Origin of the sequence: Sulfolobus sp. B1 (assembly GCF_007050195.1) — an archaeon.
GTDB lineage: Archaea > Thermoproteota > Thermoprotei_A > Sulfolobales > Sulfolobaceae > Saccharolobus.
In genome coordinates this window covers 1-24,246 of the sequence record NZ_QIMI01000012.1, presented here as the reverse complement: position 1 = coordinate 24,246, position 24,246 = coordinate 1, and the positions used below count along the sequence as shown (strand labels likewise).

Annotated in this window: 28 protein-coding genes; 16 read left to right on the top strand and 12 right to left on the bottom strand. The window is 32.2% G+C overall.

Translation table 11 applies throughout. The features are described 5' to 3' along the window. Both DMP16_RS01815 and DMP16_RS01810 read left to right on the top strand, forming a co-directional pair. Positions 1 to 1,535, top strand: a 1,535-nt coding sequence (locus tag DMP16_RS01815; RefSeq protein ID WP_143576848.1) for a helicase-related protein, incomplete at its 5' end; no start/stop codon positions are given. Next, entirely contained in the window at positions 1,528 to 3,384 is a 1,857-nt protein-coding gene (locus DMP16_RS01810) for a 4Fe-4S dicluster domain-containing protein (RefSeq protein WP_069282658.1), read from the top strand. The genes DMP16_RS01815 and DMP16_RS01810, both read left to right, overlap by 8 nt. Here DMP16_RS01810 and DMP16_RS01805 read toward each other — a convergent pair. Further along, positions 3,371 to 3,907: a molybdenum cofactor biosynthesis protein B gene (locus DMP16_RS01805; RefSeq protein ID WP_069282657.1), complete on the bottom strand. Its 537-nt coding sequence runs from the start codon at positions 3,905 to 3,907 to the stop codon at positions 3,371 to 3,373. The two genes, DMP16_RS01810 and DMP16_RS01805, sit on opposite strands and share 14 nt — an antisense overlap. Positions 3,908 to 4,180: 273 nt before the next feature. Next, the gene (locus tag DMP16_RS01800; RefSeq protein WP_069282656.1) at positions 4,181 to 4,990 is read right to left on the bottom strand and encodes a hypothetical protein; all 810 of its coding nucleotides are present in this window, start codon (positions 4,988 to 4,990) and stop codon (positions 4,181 to 4,183) included. Between the two features lie 42 nt (positions 4,991 to 5,032). Here DMP16_RS01800 and DMP16_RS01795 point away from each other — a divergent pair, with 42 nt between their 5' ends. Further along, the gene (locus tag DMP16_RS01795) at positions 5,033 to 6,043 is read left to right on the top strand and encodes an FAD-binding oxidoreductase (RefSeq protein ID WP_069282655.1); all 1,011 of its coding nucleotides are present in this window, start codon (positions 5,033 to 5,035) and stop codon (positions 6,041 to 6,043) included. On the opposite strand, the gene DMP16_RS01790 is transcribed toward DMP16_RS01795, so the two are convergent. Continuing rightward, positions 6,031 to 6,471, bottom strand: a complete 441-nt coding sequence (locus DMP16_RS01790) for a hypothetical protein (RefSeq protein WP_069282654.1) — start codon at positions 6,469 to 6,471, stop codon at positions 6,031 to 6,033. The two genes, DMP16_RS01795 and DMP16_RS01790, sit on opposite strands and share 13 nt — an antisense overlap. Positions 6,472 to 6,572: 101 nt before the next feature. Here DMP16_RS01790 and DMP16_RS01785 point away from each other — a divergent pair, with 101 nt between their 5' ends. Next, positions 6,573 to 7,196 (top strand): hypothetical protein, encoded by a 624-nt coding sequence (locus tag DMP16_RS01785; RefSeq protein ID WP_069282653.1) that lies wholly within the window; start codon positions 6,573 to 6,575, stop codon positions 7,194 to 7,196. Here the strand turns inward: DMP16_RS01785 and DMP16_RS01780 are convergent. Next, positions 7,176 to 7,820, bottom strand: coding sequence for a phosphatidate cytidylyltransferase (locus DMP16_RS01780; protein WP_069282652.1), 645 nt, complete (start codon positions 7,818 to 7,820; stop codon positions 7,176 to 7,178). The two genes, DMP16_RS01785 and DMP16_RS01780, sit on opposite strands and share 21 nt — an antisense overlap. A gap of 53 nt (positions 7,821 to 7,873) precedes the next feature. On the opposite strand from DMP16_RS01780, the gene DMP16_RS01775 reads away from it, so the two are divergent. Both DMP16_RS01775 and purT read left to right on the top strand, forming a co-directional pair. Beyond that, the gene (locus DMP16_RS01775; RefSeq protein ID WP_069282651.1) at positions 7,874 to 8,488 is read left to right on the top strand and encodes a hypothetical protein; all 615 of its coding nucleotides are present in this window, start codon (positions 7,874 to 7,876) and stop codon (positions 8,486 to 8,488) included. A gap of 7 nt (positions 8,489 to 8,495) precedes the next feature. Continuing rightward, positions 8,496 to 9,689 (top strand): formate-dependent phosphoribosylglycinamide formyltransferase, encoded by a 1,194-nt coding sequence (gene purT, locus DMP16_RS01770; protein WP_069282650.1) that lies wholly within the window; start codon positions 8,496 to 8,498, stop codon positions 9,687 to 9,689. On the opposite strand, the gene DMP16_RS01765 is transcribed toward purT, so the two are convergent. Beyond that, positions 9,678 to 10,733, bottom strand: a complete 1,056-nt coding sequence (locus tag DMP16_RS01765; protein ID WP_069282649.1) for an acetoin utilization protein AcuC — start codon at positions 10,731 to 10,733, stop codon at positions 9,678 to 9,680. The two genes, purT and DMP16_RS01765, sit on opposite strands and share 12 nt — an antisense overlap. A gap of 47 nt (positions 10,734 to 10,780) precedes the next feature. On the opposite strand from DMP16_RS01765, the gene DMP16_RS01760 reads away from it, so the two are divergent. Beyond that, positions 10,781 to 11,917, top strand: a complete 1,137-nt coding sequence (locus DMP16_RS01760; RefSeq protein ID WP_069282648.1) for a CBS domain-containing protein — start codon at positions 10,781 to 10,783, stop codon at positions 11,915 to 11,917. Beyond that, positions 11,914 to 12,633 carry a carbon-nitrogen hydrolase family protein gene (locus DMP16_RS01755; RefSeq protein ID WP_069282647.1) on the top strand — a complete coding sequence of 240 codons (720 nt, stop codon included), beginning with the start codon at positions 11,914 to 11,916 and terminating at the stop codon, positions 12,631 to 12,633. Before DMP16_RS01760 ends, DMP16_RS01755 begins: the two co-directional genes overlap by 4 nt. Here the strand turns inward: DMP16_RS01755 and DMP16_RS01750 are convergent, their stop codons facing one another. Further along, positions 12,634 to 13,434 carry a hypothetical protein gene (locus tag DMP16_RS01750; protein ID WP_069282646.1) on the bottom strand — a complete coding sequence of 267 codons (801 nt, stop codon included), beginning with the start codon at positions 13,432 to 13,434 and terminating at the stop codon, positions 12,634 to 12,636. A gap of 119 nt (positions 13,435 to 13,553) precedes the next feature. Next, entirely contained in the window at positions 13,554 to 14,045 is a 492-nt protein-coding gene (locus DMP16_RS01745) for a hypothetical protein (protein ID WP_069282645.1), read from the bottom strand. Between the two features lie 127 nt (positions 14,046 to 14,172). On the opposite strand from DMP16_RS01745, the gene DMP16_RS01740 reads away from it, so the two are divergent. From DMP16_RS01740 to DMP16_RS01720, 5 genes are all read left to right on the top strand, one after another. Continuing rightward, the gene (locus tag DMP16_RS01740; RefSeq protein WP_069282644.1) at positions 14,173 to 14,835 is read left to right on the top strand and encodes a ParA family protein; all 663 of its coding nucleotides are present in this window, start codon (positions 14,173 to 14,175) and stop codon (positions 14,833 to 14,835) included. After that, complete coding sequence (locus DMP16_RS01735) at positions 14,832 to 15,167, top strand: hypothetical protein (RefSeq protein ID WP_069282643.1); 336 nt, start codon at positions 14,832 to 14,834, stop codon at positions 15,165 to 15,167. The genes DMP16_RS01740 and DMP16_RS01735 overlap by 4 nt, the downstream gene beginning before the upstream one ends. Before the next feature lie 236 nt (positions 15,168 to 15,403). Continuing rightward, the gene (locus DMP16_RS01730) at positions 15,404 to 15,895 is read left to right on the top strand and encodes a hypothetical protein (protein WP_069282642.1); all 492 of its coding nucleotides are present in this window, start codon (positions 15,404 to 15,406) and stop codon (positions 15,893 to 15,895) included. Positions 15,896 to 15,962: 67 nt separating this feature from the next. Next, positions 15,963 to 17,648: a hypothetical protein gene (locus DMP16_RS01725; RefSeq protein WP_069282641.1), complete on the top strand. Its 1,686-nt coding sequence runs from the start codon at positions 15,963 to 15,965 to the stop codon at positions 17,646 to 17,648. 66 nt (positions 17,649 to 17,714) lie between these two features. Beyond that, positions 17,715 to 18,167: a PadR family transcriptional regulator gene (locus tag DMP16_RS01720; protein WP_069282640.1), complete on the top strand. Its 453-nt coding sequence runs from the start codon at positions 17,715 to 17,717 to the stop codon at positions 18,165 to 18,167. A gap of 120 nt (positions 18,168 to 18,287) precedes the next feature. On the opposite strand, the gene DMP16_RS01715 is transcribed toward DMP16_RS01720, so the two are convergent. Genes DMP16_RS01715 through DMP16_RS01700 form a run of 4 tightly spaced genes read right to left on the bottom strand, consistent with a single transcriptional unit; the run spans position 18,288 to position 21,030 of the window. Next, on the bottom strand, positions 18,288 to 18,851 hold the full coding sequence (locus DMP16_RS01715) for a thiamine-phosphate synthase family protein (protein ID WP_069284623.1): 564 nt from the start codon (positions 18,849 to 18,851) through the stop codon (positions 18,288 to 18,290). Between the two features lie 34 nt (positions 18,852 to 18,885). Then, complete coding sequence (locus DMP16_RS01710; RefSeq protein WP_069282639.1) at positions 18,886 to 19,614, bottom strand: DUF1614 domain-containing protein; 729 nt, start codon at positions 19,612 to 19,614, stop codon at positions 18,886 to 18,888. Beyond that, a complete protein-coding gene (locus DMP16_RS01705) occupies positions 19,611 to 20,108 on the bottom strand; it encodes an NTP transferase domain-containing protein (protein ID WP_069282638.1) in 498 nt (165 codons plus the stop codon). The genes DMP16_RS01710 and DMP16_RS01705 overlap by 4 nt, the downstream gene beginning before the upstream one ends. Further along, complete coding sequence (locus DMP16_RS01700) at positions 20,074 to 21,030, bottom strand: AIR synthase family protein (protein ID WP_069282637.1); 957 nt, start codon at positions 21,028 to 21,030, stop codon at positions 20,074 to 20,076. The genes DMP16_RS01705 and DMP16_RS01700 overlap by 35 nt, the downstream gene beginning before the upstream one ends. 29 nt (positions 21,031 to 21,059) lie before the next feature. Between DMP16_RS01700 and DMP16_RS01695 the strand changes: the two genes are divergently transcribed. After that, the gene (locus DMP16_RS01695; protein WP_069282636.1) at positions 21,060 to 21,800 is read left to right on the top strand and encodes an ABC transporter ATP-binding protein; all 741 of its coding nucleotides are present in this window, start codon (positions 21,060 to 21,062) and stop codon (positions 21,798 to 21,800) included. Continuing rightward, on the top strand, positions 21,790 to 22,800 hold the full coding sequence (locus DMP16_RS01690) for an ABC transporter permease (RefSeq protein ID WP_143576847.1): 1,011 nt from the start codon (positions 21,790 to 21,792) through the stop codon (positions 22,798 to 22,800). The genes DMP16_RS01695 and DMP16_RS01690 overlap by 11 nt, the downstream gene beginning before the upstream one ends. Here DMP16_RS01690 and DMP16_RS01685 read toward each other — a convergent pair. Then, complete coding sequence (locus tag DMP16_RS01685) at positions 22,777 to 23,541, bottom strand: enoyl-CoA hydratase/isomerase family protein (RefSeq protein ID WP_069282634.1); 765 nt, start codon at positions 23,539 to 23,541, stop codon at positions 22,777 to 22,779. The genes DMP16_RS01690 and DMP16_RS01685 overlap by 24 nt on opposite strands. 214 nt (positions 23,542 to 23,755) lie before the next feature. Here DMP16_RS01685 and DMP16_RS01680 point away from each other — a divergent pair, with 214 nt between their 5' ends. After that, positions 23,756 to 24,148, top strand: coding sequence for a PadR family transcriptional regulator (locus DMP16_RS01680; protein ID WP_069282633.1), 393 nt, complete (start codon positions 23,756 to 23,758; stop codon positions 24,146 to 24,148). Positions 24,149 to 24,246: the final 98 nt, after the last annotated feature.

Genomic DNA, 24,246 nt, shown 5'->3' with positions numbered 1-24,246 from the left:
AAGGAGATATAATAGAAGGTAGTAAACGAAGAAGGGGTGTAGCAATACACTCACTAATAAATAGTAAAGGGGCTAGTAGGTGGACATTGTCTGCTTTCCTATCTGCTATTTTAATTAAAAAGGGGCTAAAGGTGCTCATATTTACAGATTCTCAGCAGATGTCTGAGCTGGTCGCTAAAATAGCTGATAAATTTGGGATAAATCTAGAGGTTCATAGAGCTGGACTAAATGTTGAGGAGAGAATAAGCACTGAGGAGAAATTGAGATCTGGAAAAATAGATGGTGTGGTAGCCACTCCTACGCTGGAATTAGGCTTAGATATAGGTGCAATTGATGCAGTAATAATGGCTGAGAATCCGCCCAACTTCACTAAATATCTTCAAAGAGCGGGTAGAGCAGGGAGGAGAAATAAAGTAGCGTTGATATTTACAATACTAGGGGAAGATCCTATAGATAGTTATTATTTAAGACATCCGAAAGAATTCTTTGAAAGACAAATAAACTCTCTTACTTTTGACCGTACTAATTTGGAAGTGCTAAAGATTCATGCTGCTGCTTATCTGGCTGAAAAATTCAGAGTGAATTTGGATAAGTTACCGGAACTATGGAGAAGGGCTTATAAGGTACTTAATGAAGAAGGTATGGCTAAAATAATAAATTCTTACGTTTACGCTACTCATAATACGAGAAAATTCGTATCATCAACGTCATTAAGAAGTATTGGTCCTATAATTAGAATCTATGAAAAAGATAAGAAAATAGGTGAGAGAGAGTTACCTCAAGCTTTACATGATCTATATCCTAATGCAATATATTTAATATCTAAGAAAACTTATCTTGTAGAAGAATTAAATTTAAATTCGTTAATTGCTAAAGTAAAGAGAATGAATAACGATTTGCCCTATTATACTAAGCCACTTTACACTATGGATTTGTTAGAATTTCATAAAAAAGACGAAAGAGAAGTCTATGGTGTCAAGGTGGAATACGGTGATATGAAACTCCTCATGTCAGTTTTAGGCTATTTGACTTATGATATCTATTCTACAAGAAAGGAGAAAACTAAAAACGAATATACCTATAATGAACCTATTAATTTTACTTATGTAACTAAAGGGCTAATGATTCACCATCCCTTAGTTGATGATTTTAATTTAATTGATCACATGGAAGCTTATCATGCTACTGAACATGTTTTAATATCCTCAGCTAGAGTTGTTGCCGGGGCTTCGCTAACTGATTTAGGCGGAATTAGTTTTCCTAGTGGCCATGTAGTTATTTATGACTCAGCAATTGGTGGTACTGGGGTTGCAAAACTACTTTTTGAAAGATTAGAACAAGCTTACGAGATTTCTTTAGATATTGTAAAAAGTTGCAGCTGTGAAGATGGTTGCCCTAATTGCGTTTATAGCCCATATTGTGGTAATAATAATAAATTTTTATCTAGAAGAAAATCATTTAGATTAATAAATGATGTGATAGAAGGGAAATTAAATAAAAGATCAGAAAGCGTGGAGGGAAGTCCAATTGCATGAGAACTTTTATAGAATACTAAAACCAACTAAAGTAGGTAATACGGAGATAAAAAATGTAATAAAGTATAGGGACGGAATTAATATTACAAGTAAGAGTGTTCCGCGATATGAATATTTTAGGGGTGTAGAAGGAGAGTACGTTGTGGACTTTACCGACTATGTAGGTGTAGAGGATTTAGGAGATAAGGTTAAGGTCAAGGGTGGAACAAGATGGAGAGATATAATAAAGTATAACGTTGAATTATGGTCTAACCTTGATTTTAGTGTAGCTGGCTCAGTATATTTTAATGACCCGATATTTGGTTTTAATGAATTTGGAGAAATAAGGGACAAAGTAGAAGTTGATGCGATTGGCAATCAAAATCCTTACCTCGGAAAATACAACGGAGGAATAATCATAAATGTATATATTAGGAAAGAGATTAGGGAAATAGCGCATAAGGTAAAATATGATACTAAATTGGAAAATTTATTCGATATAGTTAGAAAATGGTACGCCGGTGGAATTCCTCCTTTTAGAGATGTTAGCATAATAAAAAAAGATGAGGAAATTTATTTGTCAGTTTCTTATCCGAAAATAAGAGAAGGATTAGTAAAAAATTTTATTAATGATTTTAATGATATCAATAAAATCGAATATGATAGTTTGGCGTATAAATTTTGGTATTTTGGATATCTAGATTTTATTAAATTTGATGAAATTATTAAAAAGATTTATGAATCAAAATTCTCAATAATTCGATTTAGAAAAAATAAAATAGCTTACTCCATCTATTCTGATAAACCAATAGTAGGTTTAGAAAAGAGTCTAGATTACTCGACTCTAGAGAACGAAAATCTATTTAAGGGATGCATACTTTGCGGAAACTGTATTACCGTCTGCCCTTACGGTAAGCAAAATAATGACATTTTTTACACTCCGCTTGGATTTTATTCATTTTCATATTTTAACCAAGTTGGAGACATAGCCAATTGCCACCTATGCGGTTTATGTGAAGAAGTTTGCCCAATGAAACTAGATATAACCTCAGAATTAAGAAAAAATTCTAGCTTAAGAGAAATAAATCCTAACTATATAATTAGTGTCATTAAACCTAAGTCGTCTGTCTTGGTAATTACACCAATTAGTGAAGGCTTTTACGACTTAATAATAAAGTCGATAATATATCTAGTAAGAAAAGGAAAGAAGATAGGAATAATTTATTTGCCCTATAATTTTTCTAAAATAGTTAAAAACGAGATAAACCTTAAGGAATTGGAAGGAGTGAAAGAGATTTACGTGATCTCACCAGAAGAATATTTTTACTTGAAGAGATTATTGGCAAAGAATATAGTAGATATTTATAATATACAAACATTAATCTTGGAAGAACTTAATATAAATATAGATGATGTTCACGTTCCTTGCCTATTAAGATCTGACGTAAAAACAAATAAAATCGTTTGTAGTAATGCATTTTTGAATTTATTAAATGGAAAAGATAACATCAACAAGGAAATTAAAAATAAAATTACATTGTGTCCATTAACTGGCAAGGAGCTTGGAATTCCTACACCATTAGACATATTAAATTACAATTCAGATCACAATATAGCAAACAAAATTCTCGATAGGATTAAACAGTCTATAAATGATGTAGGTGATGTTTTAGAGGATATAAATTGGTATAGTGGGATAGATAATATGATTTACGAGAATTTATACTCATCAATAGTTAATAGTGTGATAAAGGATGAGAGTTTTGAGAATCTGATTACATTTTACTTCTTTGCACAAAAATTAGATAATATAGATGAAAATCTGAAAAAAATTATAGTAAGTGAGATAGAGAAGATTATTTTCTCCTAGCTATGTAAATTAAATGACCGATTTCGGGTAATATTAATTCTTTCATTGCCAACTTTACAGCGTCTGGTGATCCTGGTAGTAGATACAGTATTTTATCGCCGATTATGCCAGCAGTAGCTTTAGTCAGATAAGAGGCAGACTTGACTTCTGGATCATTATAACTTACCAACCTAAATATATCGGAAAAGCCCTCAATTTCTCTATCAAATAATGGTCTAATAGTCTCTACTGTGACATCAGTTAATGAATAACCAGTACCACCGGTTGAAATAATCACATCCACTTGTGGGTTTTCAAGAGCTAAAACAAATGCCTTAAGTATTTTAATCTTATCGTCGGGTATCAAATCGTATCCAACCACAGTATATCCAGAACTTATAATTAGTTGTTTTATTATGTCTCCAGACTCATCAACAACTGGCTCTTTTCTTATCAATTTTTCATACCTAGAAGTACTTATAGTGATCACGTAGAAATTTATGTTCTTCGGAGCATGTAACCTATGTTCCTTATGGGCTGTCATATAATCACATTTTAGGTAAAAGTAATATAAATACTGTGTAAATGATTGGATATTTTATCATATCATGATGATTATCCGTGGTGATTTATATTAGATTTATAAATTATATTTGATATTTATAATAATTTTGCTAACTAAAATTTTATCCGTACATAAGAAACTCTAACAGATTAATTTTAAATTAATCAGCTATAATAAAACCTTTTAAAATCTTACAAAATGAGGAAAGCTTGGATATTTATGGCGGGAGAGGAAGTCAGAAATCTAAGGATATTAAAGTAAATGTACTTCTTTAGCGATGTCCAAATCTAAATCTAGAAAGTTATCCCTTATTAGGACACTACCATTAATGTATAAAACTGTGCTCTCAGGAATTTCAGTGAATCTTATTCTAAAACTAGTTAGTATATACTCATTACCGTTTTCATCTTTGCCTAAATACTTAACTGGAATCGAATAAGGTTTAACACTTTTCATTATCTTCACTCTTCCCTTAAAACTCCTAGAATCAATTACAGAGCCAAAGTCTTCACATTCAACAATCTTAAAAGTGTACTGTTTATCAATAAAAATACCTTCCAATACTCTTTTATTTTTCAAAATTTTGAAGCTATTATAGTCCAGACTCTCTACTTCAGACTCTTCAACGAAGTTTAAAGGTTTTGTAATGTTCCTTTCCCTAAGTATCTTTAACGTTAAGTAATGAGATTTGTTAAAACTTAGAAAGTCTAAATCTTTCCCTTTTCTTTGGTACAAGTAACTACCAGTCACCCCTAACTTTTCGTCAAAATATTTCATAAATTCCAATAAAATGTTGTCATTAACACTAACGGAAAAGGGATCGAGAATTTCACTGTCCTTTAAGGGAACAAGAGGTACTTCAAAACCTAGTTCTTTTACATATCTAATTAAGTGAGGGAAATTTTTCTTAGCTAGTTCTAAAGCGTCGTTCAACCTCTTAATTTTTATTCCGTTATACATTCTAGGTAATGCTACGGCATACCCATCAGGGTGAAAACAACCTTTAACAGCCCAAATGGCGTTTCCATACTTTAAAAAATACCCTTCCACTATTTGCTTCATAGTTAATTTTAATAAAAACTACAAATTTATGACTAACTTGCTTTGAGGATTATAATAGTAGGTGGTGGAATTACTGGCAGTTCGCTTTACCTTATTTTAAAGAAAAACGGTTTTAACGTCATCTTAATTGACTCTAACGTTAAAAGGAGACCTTTTCCAACCTTAATTCATTCATTGTTATTAAAGGATAAGGATGTAGAGTTAGCTAAATTGTCTCTAGATTTCTATAGAAAATTTAAGATATCATATAGAGATTTTATATCTTATACTATAGGTAAGGTAGACTCTAGACTCTTGAATCTATGGAACTCAGTTGGCGTTGAGTTAAATGAGAAATATGTTGACTGGCTAAATACTAATGCCATTGAGGCTATAGGAGGCGATAGACTAGTTTCGATAAGCGGACTAATTAACCTAACTGAAAGGATAATCACTAATCCTCGTATAGAAGTAAAGAATAATAAAGGCTTTTTGAAGATAGGAAACTCAACACATGAAGCTGATATTATAATTTTAGCTGCAGGTGCATGGAGTAAGTATATAATAAATGTTAGTTTACCTGTCAAGACATACTATTGTTGGGCTATGTCAATAATATCTAATAAAAGGCAGGTTGGAAAGTTTATTATATACGATTATGTTAATTATTTCTATTCTAGACCTATAATCGGCTTAGGGCTTCCCTTCGCTATAGCGGGTGATGGGAAAATTATCGAATCACCACCATACAATAAGGTTTGTATAACAGATAAAGAAGAGGTTCTCCAAAAGATTTCAAACAGGTTAGGATTTGTGAAAGAGCTATATACAAGTGGTAATTTCTGCGAAGCCACTATTGACATGAGACCTGCTTATGGCAAAGTTGCTGAAAACGTATACTATATCGGTGGATTTAATGGATATGGTGCTGAAGTAGGACCGGGGTTGGCTACTGTTTTAAGCGAAGAGATATTGACTAACAAGGAGGTAGATAATTATAAAGAGTATCGAATAGATAGATTCAGCAAATTTAATGATGATTTCGAAATAGGTAAAGAACCTCATGAATTATAGATTTTTAAATGAAAATTAATCACCTCGCTGACAGAGTGTTCTTCTTCTTTAAAACTCAAATGAATTCTTTGTTTCTCTTTACATCTTTCACAATCATATAAAATCCACCCACCTAAGAACTCATCATTATAGTAATATCTAATTCCTCTCCAGCCTTTCAAATTAACTAGAAACTTTATTATATTTTCTGACATCGTAGGAAACGCTACATATTTTTCCATTTTTAAATAATATAATTTATATTTTTTAAAATATTTAGGATGTATTAAAACTGAAAATTGAGAATAAAAATCATCTATATCACTAACTTTTACTAGTTGTATAATTTCTTGTTCGTCAACGTATATCGCTACATTACGATAATCTTCAAAAATTTCATCTAAGTCAGTCCAAGGAGGAGATGGTGAACCTATTAGCCATGAGAGCATAATTAGAATTTTTATTATTGAGATAATTAATCTATCTAAGTATGATGAAGTGACGGTTTACTGAGTTGTGAAGACCATTCCCCTCACTGAGGTTGATTGAGATGAAGTCAAATAGTAAAGAATTTTTCATAAAAGATATTGAAATATTAGAAAGTAGATTAATGAAAAATTATAGTAATATCAGTCTTAACGATATAAAAAACAGACTAATTCAATATTATGAGCTAGGTCTGACTAATATAAATAATTCGAGTATTCAGATGATACTTTCAGCTTACTTAAAGAGTCTAGGGTATAGGGTCTTCGTTGAATATGAAAAGCGAAATAGATTATTTGACGTTTATGCGGTGAAGGATGATGAAATCGGTATAGAAGTGGAATATGGTTATGTCCCTAATTCGATCGCGCTTAATCCGGAAGAATATCTAAGAAATAAATTAGCTTTAAAAATACTAAGATATAGCAATTTTACCTCTAAATTTTATATAGCAGTTCCATCTTTTTACCTACCTCCTATACCTAAGGAGTTATTTGAATTAGACCAAGAAAAGAGAATAAAAGCGTTGATTACTATGGCGAGAAAAAATAATAAAGTAATTGATATAAACGATATTCAAGTTAAAGACGTTAAATTAGACGGAATTATGATAATAAATGTAAGTGACTTAAAAGTAAGAATATTGGATATAAGAGAATACATGAAATTAAATGATCTTTATAAATAAGTAGAGAAAAATAAAAGAGGCAAAAGGAACCGAAATATTATCGTCAACTATAGGAACTATTTCCATGATCGTTGCTATTACTCCGGCTATTATACCTATTATCCCGAAAACTAAATAGCCTAGGACCGAGCAGAAAACTAGCATACCTAATGAACCCCATAAACCTTTAACTCTCCTTTTATATACAGCATTCCTTATTATACCAGTTATTCCATCACCAAAGGACATGAAAAGTAAAGGAAGTATTGCTATGTAAACGGAGTTATTTTGCCAGTAATTGTGATCTAATATAAACATTATTAATAAAATTGTTCCAAAAGAGAAAGTAAAGTATATTTCTCCTAGATTCTCCTTTTCCATGAACCACCTCATCTCCCTCCTCCTAATCCTTATTAGGATTAGGTATAGCATTAGCAGGTATGAGGTGATTATAGGTACTATAGGTGAATTAAACACTATAGGTGAAAGAGCAGCTACTACTCCGCCCCCTAACATATGAATTACCTTTCTTGTAACATAAACCCCAAATTTTTTAGAAATCAGTTTAGATATATAAAGTGTTACGAAAGCTACCCATAAAGTCAGTACGATTCCCCAAATGATATCTTTAATACTAATTATCATCTTAGATAGATGTTGGGTAAGTATTTAAAAATTAACCCAGCATTTTTTGAATAATGAGAATTTACAAGTACAAGCTAAGCGATGGTTATCTAGTTCCAGATGAAAATGGCAATATTACAATATTTTTAGAGAACAATTTAATAATGATATATGACGATAAGGGAAATGAACTGAAAGATGTAAAATTTAAATATTTGAAAGATGAGGGTAAGCTTCTCGATAAACTAAGATACTTAGCTAATTTAGTGGGAATGAATATCGATGAGAGAACTATCTTAGCTTACCCCAACTTTAACCAAAGGATACTGATGTTAAATAAACTAATGGGAAAAATTTTCGAAGATTATGTCTATACTCTACTTTCTAGTAAGTATAAAGTTACTAGACAAAAAGAACTCTACCCTACATTATATAGCTTTACATTTACTAGATGGTCAAATAGGCCAGACTTTATAGTAGAAAATAAGGTAGTAGTAGAGGCTAAGGTGAGTAAAAACAACTATCAACAGACTCTAGATTATTCGAAGTATTTCAAGAAAGGAATAGTCGTATTCCCATTTACTGGAGAGTGTAGAGTTCCGAGGAATTGGCTGTGTTTCTTTAATCTTCTTAAGGAGAAACAGAGGTTCTATTTGGTTCTGGAAAGTTTATTATCTAGCTCAAAATAAATGCCATATGGAAATAGGGACTCCATTATTTGAAGGGGCTAAGAAGGTTCTACTTTTAGGAAGCGGAGAGTTAGGAAAGGAAATGGTAATAGAGGCGCAAAGAATGGGAATAGAGACTATTGCAGTCGATAGATATGGTTTAGCTCCAGCAATGCATGTAGCACATAGAAAATACGTCATCGACATGTTGAATCCTAATGCAATAAAAGCAATAGTCAAGAGAGAAGAGCCTGATGCGATAATAGCTGAAATAGAGGCAATTAACACTGATGCTCTAATTGAACTAGAGAACTCTGGTTATAAAGTGGCTCCTAACGCAAATGCAGTTAAAGTATGTATGAATAGAATAGAACTTAGAAGGTTAGCTTCAGAAAAACTAAAATTACCTACCACTAAGTATGCTTTCGCAGAGAATGAAGAAGAGGTTAAAAAGGCGTGTAAGGATATTGGATTTCCTTGTCTTATTAAACCTGAAATGAGCTCCAGTGGTCACGGTCATGTTTTAGTAGAGCGAGAAGAAGATGTAGAAAAAGCTTACAAGGAATCCATTTCACATGCAAGAGGTAAAAGTAGAAAAGTAATAGTAGAGGAATACGTTAAGATAAACACAGAGCTTACTGTATTAACGTATAGATATTATTCCTCATCTGGTAATATAGTAACTAAAACCATAGAACCAATAGAGCATAAGAGACCTAGTTATTATTACGTCGAATCATGGCATCCTTCTACCGTTCCTCAGAATGTTAAGGAAAAATCGAGAGAAATTGCGTATAAAATAGTTGAAGAATTAGGAGGTTTCGGAATATACGGGGTAGAAATAATCGTGACAGAGGATAGAGTACTATTCAGTGAAGTAGCTCCTAGACCTCATGATACTGGTTTAGTCACGCTTGCCAGTAGCGATATTAATGAATTTCAGATACATATTAGAAGTGCTCTTGGATTACCTACACCAGATGTAAAATTAGTATCTCCAGCTGCAGCCCATGTCATCTTAGCTCCACGTGACGATATATGGGGTCCAAAATACATAAATGTAGAGAAAGCGTTAGAGATTTCTGGTGTTCAAATAAGACTATTTGGAAAACCTGTGACTTATGATAAGAGAAGAATGGGTCTGGTTTTAGCTACTGGGAATAGTGTAGAAGACGCATTAGAGAAAGTTAGAAAAGCCTCTTCAATAATATTAATCAAGTGAATGGATTTTCTTTAATTGGCTTATTATATCTTTGATTCTATCCATTACAAAAGATGATGATTTAGTATGGTATTGATCATGCAAAAGTTCATACTCAGCGTCATAAATATCAGCTATTTGAGCTATAGATAAAACCCAGGTTCTGGCAGTTGCGTCATAGTTATAGCCACCTCCTCCTAACATTAATAATTTTCCTCCAGCATATCTATGAGCTATATTGTGAACCTTAGTAACCACATCGAGATATCCGTATGTAGATAATTTTAACTCTACTAGGGGATCATCAAAATGTGAATCCCCCCCTTCCATGAGAATTATCACTTCTGGCTTATATCTTTCTAATATAGGCACGACTACCTCATTAAAAGCTAGAAGATATCCGTCATCACCAGTACCTGGAGGTAAAGGGACATTTACAGTATATCCACTAGCCTTTCCCGTCCCTATCTCATTGACACTTCCGCTTCCAGGGAAAAAATTAGGATGATACATATGTAAAGAAATTTTTAATACCTTATCGTCATCATAAAGTAGCTCTTGAGTGCCATCGCCATGATGTCCATCAATATCTACTATAGCTATCTTAGAGAGTTTGTTCTCCGCTAATTTAGCTACTAACGCAACATCGTTAAATACACAAAACCCTCCTGCTTTATTTCTCTTTGCATGATGAAATCCCCCTCCAATATTTATAGTGTGCTCATATTCTCCATTAAGCAAGAGATTAAGTGCTGTAACGCTTCCACTTATCCTAACTAATGATGCTTCATATATACCTTTAAACGCGGGAGTATCTCCCTCGTCTAAATACCCTATTCCCTCTAGACTCTTCTTTCTAACGAATTCTATATATTCTCTAGAGTGTACTATCTGTAATATATCATCTGAGACCAATTGCGGACTCACTATGTCTATATAATGAAATGCTCCTCTGTCCTCTAAATACCTTTTAGCCATACTTTCCCTCAGCGATTTAAACGGATGATCGTCCGGAAATGAATATTTATAATAATCATCACTCCAAACAAAGGCTGTCCTATGCAATCGCTATCAATACTTTTTTATTTTTCAATTTAAAATACTTATCTAGTATGATAGAAGATTCTTTGATTATAAGACCTGAATATATTGCTCATGCTATGGATAAATTAAACGATATCATCTCTAAAATGAAGGAAACTAAGATGTGGACTATCCCGGTGGTAAAGGATAAGAAATTGTTAGGATTAATTTCTTATAAAGATCTTCTGTCTAGAAGAGTGAGTCTAGAGACTAAAGTAATAAACATAATGAACCCGATTATTTCAGTAAATATAAATGATAGTATAGATAAAATAATTACAAAATTTTACACAAGCAAGGCTAGGGTAATACCAGTGGTAAATGATAAAAGGGAATTTCTTGGGTTAATTACGAGAGAGTCCCTTTTATCTTACTTAATGAAGTCAAATCAAATACCTAATAAAAAAGCTAGAGAGTATATGTCGTCTCCTCCTACTGTGATTAATGAAGACGATTCTGTAGCTAGAGCTAGATGGATTATGATAAGGGACAATATTAGTAGGTTGCCAGTAATGAAGGAGAAAAAATTGACTGGAATAGTTACTGCCAGAGATATTGTTGACGCTCTTTACAGTTTTAGTGGAAGAAAAAGAGAATCTATCATGAAAGATGAGGAAAGAGTTATGGCAATGCCCATTAAAGAAATTATGAAGTATCCGGTAATTACGATAAACGGTAATGATAGTTTACAAGATGTAGTAACAAAAATACTGAAATTTAATATATCAGGTTTACCAGTGATGGAAGGGGAAATGGTAAGCGGAGTTATAAGTGGTTTAGATGTAATCAAAGCTGTTACTGAAAAGATGCAATTGAGTATACCAATAGAGGCAAAAATTCCACAAACCTTAAAATCTAACCTTGATTTTAAGGCAAACATAGATGGTATTCTAGAGAGGTATTTAAGTAAGATAGAAAGACTTACGGATGTAATAGGATTTAAAGTCTCTTTCAAGGAAGAAATGAGCAGTAGCAAAAGCGATAAAAAATTGTATACAGCAACCGTTAAGGTAACGACGAAAATTGGAGATTATATAGCTAAAGATACTGATTGGGAACCAACAGTTGCAATTAAGAACGCTGTAGAAAAGATAGAGAAAAGAATATTAAGAAAATTGAGGAAGATAGAAGAGAGTAAAAAGGGAGTAAAGGCAGAAGAGGCTTGAAAATTGGAGTAATCCAACCTTCTAATGCGAGATCAGCGTTAAATCTAACGGAAAAAGCATTAGAAGAAGGAGCAGAATTAGTTCTTTTGCCAGAGAAATGGACTAAAAGTCTGGATGAAGTACCACTTTCAGAATTTCAAAATTTAGCTAGAAAATATACGGCATACATTATACCTGGAGCATTTGAGGATGGTGTCTCAGTAGTTTCACCTATAATAGATGATACAGGTAATTTGAAAGGAATTTCTAAGAAAGTTCACCTATTTGAAGAAGAGAAGACTAGATTATTCCCGGGAAATGAAGGAGTAATGTTTACATATAGGGGAATTAAGTTTGGAATTTCTATATGTTATGACGTAGATTTTCCAGAATTTATAAGGGAGATGTTCCTTAATGGAGTAGAAATAGTATTAGTCCCATCAAAGGTTAGGAGCACGGGAATTCAAATTTGGAAAGATTATCTTAGGATAAGGGTACTTGAAAATAGAATAGGAATAGTAAACGCTAATGCATATAACCCACCTGAGTTCACAGGAAATAGTATAGTAATAGTACCAGAAAAGGATAATAACACTGGCATCGTATTACCAAAAATACTTGGTGAACTTGGAAATGAGGAAAATTATTTAGTTGTGAACGTTGACCCACTTAGATTCATTCAACTTAGGAAAAATAGGTTAAATGAGGTTGTAAAATTCACCATAAAACAGCTATAGTCATATTATTTTAGATATTAAACCCTTTATTATATCTTCCTTACTCAACAATCTTTTTGATTTATAATCATAATATATCTCCAATTTAAACTTGGGATTAAGAGTTTCTCCGCTCATGACTTTTTCACCAGACACTTTACCATCAACTATCTCAAAATTTAAGTCCTCATTTTTTCTTCTTATTATTACCTTGTTACCATGAGGGATAACATTCATCGCAAGTAAGGAAGGTACTAGGTAATATTTTTTTGGTAACGTTAAATTCACAGCTACTTGGCTCTTAGAGTACACGATCTTATTTACAACATTAGCATCAGTAAAAATGTTCCTCCTTCTATCATATTTTATCACTTTACCATCTTCAAACTTAACTATTATGTCTTCATCTTGCCTGTTTCTTACATGTTCTTCGAGCTCTGAAAATGAACTATATAACATGAATGTAAATCTTACTTCGCCTTGTATAATTATGGCCTTAGGTGGTATACTTGAGTTATCAATAAATTTTACTATTGTTTCCTCACTTATAGGTATGGTGTAGTATGGATAAAATGGCAAGTTCTCATCAGGGAAGTTTAACGACTTAAGTGCATTCTTAATAAACGTAGTTCTTTCAAATTTATACTGCTCATATAAATTTCTTACCACAGTTTCTAGACTCTTTACTACATTTGATATTATTTTATCCTCCAAGTAAGCATGAATTACGGGTACTAGATTCATTTCGGTAGAATACTTTTTTGCTATATCGACTAGAGTATCTAGCTGGTTATAGGCGGACAATATGTTAAGAGAACTCATTTTAGCATAATATTTTAGTTAAGTTTAAAATAGTTAACGAGAGTGAAGAATCAGAGCCGGCTAAGTTTTCACATCATCTTTCAGACTGGGGCTTAGTCATCATGATGAGCGCGCTCTTTTCAGAGGTGATGAAGAGTACCACCGGCGCTGATCATTAAGGTTAGTATTTCCTTTTTAGCTTTATTCCTAATAGACTCAATATCTAGTCTCTCCTTTATATTCTCCATACTCTTCAGCTTAAATCCTCTCTTAATGAATACTCTAGAGTAAAGGGACATAGACTCTAGAAGATCATCGGGTTCGTATCCTTCTTCAGATACCTTAATTACTATACGTGAGTTATTACATCCTACACAAATACCATCTCCCCGAGGTATCTTGAATAGTTTATACTTAGGAAATATAACCTCACCATTATTAGTCACATTGAAAATAGCATTTAGACCTGCTCTAACGAAACCAGCACATAAATTCTTACCTATTATCGGAATATTAGGATAAAGATACGCAATATAACCCGCAGCCGTTTCCAGATCATCTAAATCTTGATTTAGTAACAATTTTTTGAATTCCTCCGCATAAATTATGGCATTAAAGAGTTCAATGTACATGCTTATACTTTTTAAAAAACATACCTATAAATATTATCATTATAGTTTTAGAGGAGGCTAAGCTAAGATATGATGTCGTATTACATCTACTTTCATTTTTAAATCATACTAACTGAATAGTCTAGACATGATTATCACGATAATAAACCAAAAAGGAGGAGTAGGAAAAACCACTACTTCCGTCAATTTAGCTTATTATCTTAGTAAAGTTAAAAAAACCGCATTACTGGATCTAGATCCTGAGGGAGGAGCTACAGTCTCTTATGGCATGAAAAGGGAAATGAAGGAACTAGATTTAGGATCTAAAAGCGTAAACATATTTAACGTTGAAGTATTCCCGGCAAACATTGGATTATTAAAGATGGAATTAAGTGGAGATGTAGACGAGATAAGTAACAAAATAAAGAAAATAGGAGATCAGTTCGATTATCTAGTAATAGATACACCTCCTAATTTAGGAACTCTAGCCATATCTGCAATGATCACTGCTAATAAGATAGTATCACCAGTCACACCGCAACCCTTATCTTTAGAGGCGATGAAAAATTTAGACTCTAGACTGAAAAATCTAGAAAAAACTGCTTACTCAATTACTAATTTCTCTAAGAAACCTATAAAGGTAGATAATTTAATTTCAATTAAATGTACTGATATAGCCGTCCCTCCGTCCAGATTATTCATAGAAGCCTCTAGACTCGGAGTTCCAGCCTTGAGATATGAAGAGGTTAGAGTGAAGAGACCAAAATTAGTAACGTATTTTCAACAACTATCTAAGGTGTTAGAGGAATGAGCGAGTTAGACTTTATTCTGAAAAAGAGAAAGAGCAATAACGTTGAGACTCAACCTATCTTAGGTGAGAACAAAGAATCTACAGAAAATAAAGTTGAAAACTTTAATGAAAAAGATAAGATTAAAGTAGAAATGATGAAATACATTAACAAAGATCCAAAAATAGGAGTGTGGAGTTATCCCGCGTTTCTCGTGCTACAATATCTTTACCATACGGTTCCAGGTTTTAAAATGAGTAGAGTAGCTAAAGAGGCTTTAGAAAAGGGGTTAAAAGAAATGTATCCAGATTTATTTGAAGTTGCGGAAAAATTATCATCGGAAAATAAACAGTAAAACCTAGTAATAATACTAGGATGTATTACAAATAAATTTTAAAAATAAGATGTAACTCCTTATCACATAAACATTTATTGAAAATAGAGAGAATCTATTTTGTTGATTTCTGTATAAAAATTGGACGGATTAATAATTGAAGGTAAAAATTTTTATTATAACTAGATTTACAAGTAACTTAATAAGAACATTTGGAGGGATAAACTTTTTATTGTAATGGAATTGAAATTAGAAAAATGAAATTATGTGGGAATTGTGAGATCGTCAGTCTAGATGGTTTAACTCTAAACTGGAAGCTTAAGACTATAGAGACTGGAAATCAAGTCCTAGACAATTGTTTTGAATTAAATTTCAAAGTATTAAAAAATACTATTTTATATAAAAGCATTATTATCCCTTATAATGGTGATTATAGAATATCCTCTATTTTAGTCTCCCTAGGGAGAATAAAAGAATCTAGACTTTTTTTCAAGAATCAGAAAACATCCATATACATAGAAGATATCCTAATTAAAGATATAAGTATAAAAGACATTAAGGAACATTACTCAAAAATATGCGGGAATTACCTCTCTACTCAACTCATGTATTGTTTAGGAAATAAACATTTTATGATAATCGGAAAAGATAAGAGAAATGTGGTTAAGGCTTACTTTCAACTTAAAGATTTATTAGATTATATAACATCAATAAGAAACGCTCTTTGCACGGACAATCCCTTATATTGATCTTACATAAGTTAGAGACACAATTTTCGGAGTAGTCTGTCCCAATATTTTTACCAACTATACTAGCATGAATAGGAAAAAAGGCATTTCGTCAATTTTAGGAGCTATAGTTGTTATTCAGATAGTTGCGTTATCATTAGCTCTAATTCTTTATTTTACTTCATTGAATACTAAAATATATGACGCAGAATATACACAAATGATGAGTGAACTACAAAATGCTCCAATTACTGTATTACCTACAATCAATGGTCCTAAAATACTCTCTTCTACCGCATATCCCATTTCGATTAAATATATCATTTATCCAAACGGTGCTATCACGAGTACTAACCTTCCTATCCCGTCTGATGGAACTTATATTAACTTTAATGGATATCCTTGGGTGATTATTGTATTAAACAATGGACAATGGTATAATATTTCCGATCAAAGAATAGTTATCCCTAATATCGCAGACTATAGAGTATTCAATGTATATTCTTCAATTGTGAATCAAGATGGTAAACTTAGCCCTGGAGTGAAACCTGCAATTTATGGTAATGATATCAATCCTTCCCAATGGACATTGATATCAAATAGTTTATCATCATATACTCCTTATGGTATAACGAATGCCATAGTGGAGACTAGCGAAAATCAAGGAGTAGTGCGTGTTCCATTGAAAATAAACCAGACGACAACCTTTAACTATTTTGACATCGCGATACCTTATAATGGAGAAGTTTATGCAGGAACCTCAGTGCCATATTCATATTATTTACCATTAGAATTTAATATTAATGAGAAAAATTACTACACAGTGCCGTTATATAACGTTACTTTGAAAGTAGGAATATATTCCTCAGGTTATAAAGTGTATGAAACTTATTGTATTGAATTAAGTTATGTAACATATAATATGATATACTTCTTAACAAGACATAATGGAGTGTTATATTACGGAAACCAAGGCGATTTTATACAGCTTATAAATTATACCTACTTAGGAAATATAGTAGCTACAAATATGGAATATGGCTCAGCTGAATTAGGAGAATTAGGAACTGGTGTAGGACCAAATCTGATTAATATTGCTTTGCCCGGGTATAATAATTATTCTTTGGCTAATGGTGAATTATTTTCGACCTATAAGGCTAGTATAATTTCCTCTGGCTATCCATATTTTGCTCCATATCTACAAGTTACGGAAATAAATTCTACAGAATATATAAATATTACAAGTATAAGCGAAACACGATCAACTGAGCTAGTTATGATGATAAGTGGAGGAAATTTAGACTATAACACTAGTGGAAATATTGTATCAAATCTGCTTAATTATTCATATGTATGGTATTTTAACGTTAGCTTAAACGTAGTAAGTTCTATAATCGTATACATTAGTCCTAATTCTCAAATAAGCTTGTCATTAGACTTAATTAATTCAACCATAATTAATCCTAGTGACTCGTATATATACTATACTTTATCCCGATTTGCTATGAGAGTAGGTAACAACTATACTAATCCGCAAATTGTAACTGGATTTTTGCCTTCTAGTAGTGGTTATTTACAATTAGAATATCCACTTGTAGACTATTTTACTACAAACCCTATATGGGATCTCTATTACAATACATGGGTTGTGTACTACTATGTAAACTTTATAGGCTTCAGGCCAATAACGTTAAACATAAATTACAACGCACCTTTCCTCATTATGATTAATAGTAATTTATACTATCCGTTTAATACGACAATCACAGCATAAGCAAGAATAGTTCACTCGTCTAATTCCTAGATAATTATTAATTTTTTGATACGTTATATTTATATCGTGATATCAAAGTTAAACTTTCAGAGGTTAAGAAAAGGAGCTCTAAAGTACTTAGTTTTGGAGTGTTTAAATGAAAAACCTATGCATGCGTACGAAATAATAAAGGTTATAGAAAATAAGTTCCAAGGCTATTATAGACCTAGCACTGGATCAATTTATCCAATATTAAAAAATTTATTAGACTCAGGTTACATACAAGTAGAAATTAGAGATGGAAAAAAAATGTACAAAATTACAGACAGTGGCAAGAAACATTTTGAAGAGTTGGTTAAGAATAAATCAGAGCTACTATTTGGCGGTAAGCCTAATTTAATTAGACCAATATTAGAGGAGTTACTAAAAACAGCGTTCTTCTTGTATGAAAATAAAACTAAAATAAATGAATCAAATTCGCAAAAAATTCTAGATAAACTTAGTGAATGCAGGGAGGAACTTAAGAAAATACTTACTTAACATGTTATACTTTGAGGCTTGGGAAGTAGACAATAACTATTCGACAAGCATAATATTCGTTGCATAATGAACAAGAAAATATTGGAATTGTTGAAAATTAAATATTTTACGCCATCAAATTTATGCATTAATATAATCTAGCAATTTCAGCGATTTATCAACAACCTCTATAGGATCTTTATCTATTACAAAAACTGAGGGTTCTTTACCATAATCCCCTAAATCTATTATATAATTTGGAACTTTACCTAGTGCCTCAAAAGCTTTACTAATCATAAATTGCATACTTCCTCCTTCCTTATTCTTAACCTCATGTGGCTCAGTTGACCTATCAAAAATAAATAAATTAGATTTATCGAGATTATTTCTTATAGTATCATAATATTTCAAATTTATAGCACTTCTCATATTTTTATCATATTTCATAGTCGACAAGATAACTCTTGCAATGTGATCTGATGCCCCGAATGCGGGAAGCATGCAATAGATAACTCTATTAAAAGCTACGGTTAACCTACCAGGTATAGCGGCAACATCATTAATTGTCTTAGCGTTAGATAAGGCATAGCCTATATTGGTTCTAACTTCTGGGATTAGCAGATATGTTTTTTCATTAAACACAAATTTATCTACAGCTTCTTTTAATCTCTTCAAGATAAATTCCCTCTCAGAAATCTCGCTCATATCAAATTTCAAATAAAACATTAAGTAAAAAGTCTTACAATAATAACAGCTCGCTTATGAATATGGCTATAATCCCAGACACAAAAATTCCATCAAAAGTTCCCATGCCTCCTATACTAATTATCTGGGGTCTAGCATCATCAATTATCCTTTTAAGGTTCAATAGATCAGCCCCTATAAGTGTCCCTAAAACACTTCCCACGTAGGCGGAAAGCGGAATAAGTATGTGTAACTTATAAAATAGAATATAACTAAATATGACAGAAAATAAGCTAGGAATTAGCGGATGCATTACTACACCTACTCCTCTTATTACTCTTGAAAATAACTTTGATAAAAGAGCGACTAGAATCACATTTATTAATAAAAGATATAAATAAGCCCTCAGTTCATAGACTAAAAAAATAGAAACTGTAGCGGGAATTAATGCACCACCAAAATTTACCGCTATTAACGTATTAGCACTTATCTTAGTTATCCTAGGTATAAATATAGGATAACCAAAGAAGAATATAACATCTTGTTCTATAACTTCAGCTTCTCTCTTCACCTCCTTCAATATTAAGTTTAAGGGGCTCGTGAATAAACTAACAAAGGATATTAGTAATGCAACTAGTATTGCAACGTCTCTATTTATACCTATAGTACTTAGCAATTGAGAAAAATATCCTGCTGAGACTAACGCCATAATTAAACCTAGTAAGAAGTATACTATAGTTCTAAAAAAACCCCTAAATGGAGAAAGAACTATTATCCTCTTCACTGCTTATTACACTCATGATTAGCCTTAATATACTTATCCCATGTATTGACATTATATATCTTTTTTCCTTTAAAGTGAACATTCATATAGTTGTTGAAATCGTTTCCCCTCCAATAAGATATGCCTAAAAAATCGTCCTCATATATCAGCGAGCATATATCAGCGTGGCAAGAGTTTATTAAGTAACGCAAAACATCAGTAGTGAGGAATGCCACATCAATAGGTAATACTAAAAGTGGAAATCCTAACTTGTTGATAATTAACATCAAATCCTCAACGTAATCATTATCATAGGTATTTAATATTTTAAAGACAGAATGCTCAAAAATAGGAAACAGCGGATGGCGATTACTAATTGCTAAATAAACTTCACTGGTAATACTACTTGCTGCATCATAAACCCACGATACTAAAGGCTTGCCACAAACATTAAGAAAAGGCTTATAGATAGAAATCCTCTTACCCTTTCCTCCAGCCATTATAACGGCTTTCAAATTTAACTAACTCCTCTTCAAAATCTTCATTAAATTCTCCTACTCCTTTTACATGAAGTATCGGATCACCATTTAACACTTCACCAATTATATAAGCATCGCTCACCGAATTTATGATCAGATCAGGCTTATCAGAAATAGCTATAAATGCGCCAGAAGATATTAACTTTAATGGATCAATATTTAAAGCTGAAGAGATTACTCTCGTCTCCTCTCTTAGCTTAATTTTTCCTAAATCGACTACTACTTTATGGTTTGAAGCTTTAGCTATTTCCAATAAGGCTTGCAAGATTCCACCTTCGGTAGCATCGTGCATCACAGCTACATAATCCTTTACTTTCAAGGCTTTATCTTGTATAATGATATCATTTCTAAACTTTTTAGCATTCTCAATAATTTTCTTATCAACTCCTTTTAAGATTAATAAATCCTCGTAGTCTTTAGCTAAAATCCACGTACCTTCTATTCCCGGATTACCAACTAATATCACTTTCATTCCCTCCTTTACACTGTTGTAGCTTAGAAAACTGTTACTAGTTGACAATGCTGTAGTTACTACAATATCTTTGCTTATCCCATCAGTAACTTCAGTATGCCCACCTAATATCTTACAACCAATAATATTACACGCTTCTGAAATACCAGTTATTATTTTCTCCAGATGAGTAACATGAGAGAGAAGTATAGTGTTAATAACCCATTTACACTTAACTCCTTTCATATTTATATCATTGCAGGCAACAGCTACTGACAGAAATCCAGCGTCTTCTCTAGTTTCTGTTATAGGGTCTGAGTGAATAATCAGATACTTCTCATTTAGCTCTATAACTCCAGCATCTTCGCCTATCGAAGGGCATATTTCACAATCTCCTATGGGTAATTTATTAATAAACTTGTTTACTGGAATTTTACCGAAACTCACATTAACTATTATTAATTATTTTAGGATATATGAATAATGGTATAGTTATTCAAGTTAGAGACTTACATAAGAGCTTTAAGGGTAAGGAAGTACTGAAGGGAATTACGTTTAACGTTTACAAGGGGGAGATATTCTCTTTACTAGGTCCAAACGGAGCTGGAAAAACTACTACTGTAAAAGTATTATCTTGCGTCTTAAAACCTTCTGAGGGCTATATATCGGTCTTTGATTATAAAGTTCCTGAGGACTGCAAGAAAGTAAGGGAAAATATAGGAGTTATGCCGCAAGATTATCAAGGCTTTATGGATCTGACTGTAAGGGAAAATATAGAATATTTTGTGAAACTCTATAACGGCAAAGAGAATAAGGTAAATGAACTAATATCCATGTTCAAACTAGATGAGGTGAGCAACGAAAAAATGCGAAACTTATCCGGAGGTTATAGAAGAAGGGTTGGATTAGCTTCTGCATTTGCCGGTAATCAAGGAATTTTATTTTTAGATGAGCCAACTGTAGGACTAGATCCTAAGGCAAGAAGAGAATTCTGGGAATTACTTAAGAGAATAAAGAGTTCAGGAGTAACAATACTATTAACTACACATTATTTAGATGAGGCACAAAAATTAGCTGATAGAGTAGGTATATTATATAAGGGTAATTTAGTGAAAATTTCTACTCCAGAACAATTATTGGAAGAATTCAAGACTCAAAACTTGGAGGATGCTTATTTGGAATTAATAAATTCACTGGAGGAAGAAAATGGCAAATAGAATATTGTTAACGGTATCCGCGTTAATTAAAGACAACCTAAGAAATAGGTTTGTAATATTTTGGATCATTATATTCCCATTATTACTTACACTACTATTTTCCTTAGTATTTGGAGGGTTTAGTAGTTATTTCCATGTTGTAGTAGTTGTTAATGGTAATGATGAATTAGCAAAATTTCTAAACACTACCAGAATATTCGAAGGTGTCACAAGTATACCTTTTGAATATGCATTACAACATAACTATATATATGTTAATGTTAACAATAATAATTTCACTTTATATACTAGCCAACAGAATGAAATATTCATACCATCTCTTGAGGCAATAATTAATGAGTATCTACATCAAAGCCTATCAAGTAATGTAGAATTTAATGTAGTGAAAGTATCAAATTTCACATACTATGACTACTTAATATCTGGAATGCTCGGAATTATTACACTGTCTAATGGAATATTGGGTGTTATAGGTGTTTCAGCTGGTTATTATAGGGACAGATTAATAGAGAGATTGGCTACATCTCCTCTTAAAAGTTATGAGTGGGTATTATCTTTAGTAATTTACGTCATTATAATAACTATAATTTCCATGCTAGTTATAATAATTCTCGGTATAATCTATGGATTTATTCCATTAATAAGCCTAACGTTTATCCTAGTTCTAGTAATATCTACATTATTCTTTAGTAGCCTTGGTACCGTCATATACGGTCTAACTCCCAAAGATAAAATTTTCCTATCAGAAGTTGTAGCGAACGTTCTAGTGTTCCCACTAATGTTCTTAAGTAACGCCTTCTTTCCATCGTACGTATATCCGCCTATATCTAGAGTTTTTATTGAATATCAACCATTATCGATAATAATAACAGATATTAGAGATCTGACCATATACAATACTTTACCAAACCTATTAGAAATTATCGTTATATTAATTCTGGCTCTCGTTCTACTATACATTAGTTCATATAAATTATTAAGACTTAGAGAAATCGATTAGCCAAGGAGGATCTGTCTTATTTATATAACTCAAGATTCCTTCCCTAGCTTCGTCAGTTGCTACTTGGAGTATAAGGTCCTCGAAGGCCTTGTCAATATACTGCCTAAACGGTCTTATCATATTTCTCTTAGCTAATAGGATAGCTGAGATAGACATTTTACTATATTCTTTTAATATTTCCTCCGTTTCTTTTTCTATATCATTAGTGACAACGTTAACTAGTCCTATAGATTTTGCCTCTTCGGCATCTAGAATATCTCCCCTGTAAACTAATCTTTTTACATTATTATATCCTATAATAAATGAACCAATTGAAGAGAGTACGGGCGGGAAAAGTCCTAATCTCACTGCAGGAGCTGCAAACCTAGTATTAGTCTCTGCTATTACGTAATCCGAGAGAAGTAAGATCTCTAATGATGCTCCATATGCAATCTTTTTGACTTGAGAAATAACAATCTTATTTATATCCATTAGAAGATGATAGATCTCCCTCATGTAATTGAAGAAGGTTGAAGCGAACTCATTATTAGTTGTAGCCCTTAATAATTCCTTTAAATCGGCTCCTGCACCAAAATTATCCTCTCCTCTTAAAATTAGAAACTTTCTTGTTTTATCATAACTCAAATTATGAAGAACGTCAATAAACTGAGTCATAAAATTAATATTGAATAGATTGTATTTTTGATCTTTAGAGTAAAACTTAAGTAAATAGTAACTATTATATTCCTCAACTTCAATCATAGAGAATATTTATAACTAAGACAATATAAAGCTTAATAGCGAGTATAAAAGGGGAAGGACGTAAAATCACTTTTACAAATATTTTGTTTATGCACGGAGCTTTAAGACAAAAAATATGTATTAGGACAAAATTCTTATTAACTTACTTAAATAGTAGCAGAATATATAAGACATGCTAAGAATTGATTATTCATAAACAGTTAGGGTGAAATTTGTGTATTGGCATCATAAAAGGGGACTTAGATGGTTGATTCTATACATTTTGTCAAAGGGACCAATGACCGGAGCACAGATAATGGATGAGATAGAAAAGATGAGTTACGGAATGTGGAGACCATCTCCCGGCTCAGTATATCCAGCATTAGATGCGTTAGAGTCGGAAGGTTTAATAAGAATTAGTAAAGTTGAAAAATGGAAAAAATATTATGAGCTAACACCAGAGGGTAGGAAAGTTATTGGGGTAGTGGAAGAAGAGGATAAGGTAAAGGAAGCTATTTCTCAATTAGAGTTCTCAGCAAGATATCTAATAGAAAATTACGAGAAGCTTTCTATGGATGATAAAAATAAGTTAAAGAGAGTTATAGAAGAATTGTCAAAAATACTATAGTCCTTCAGACTTTAATTAAAAAACAGTGGATAAAAAATAGGAATATTTTAAATGGGTCTAAATTCTTTCTCCACTAACTGAGCCATTTTATCAGCACA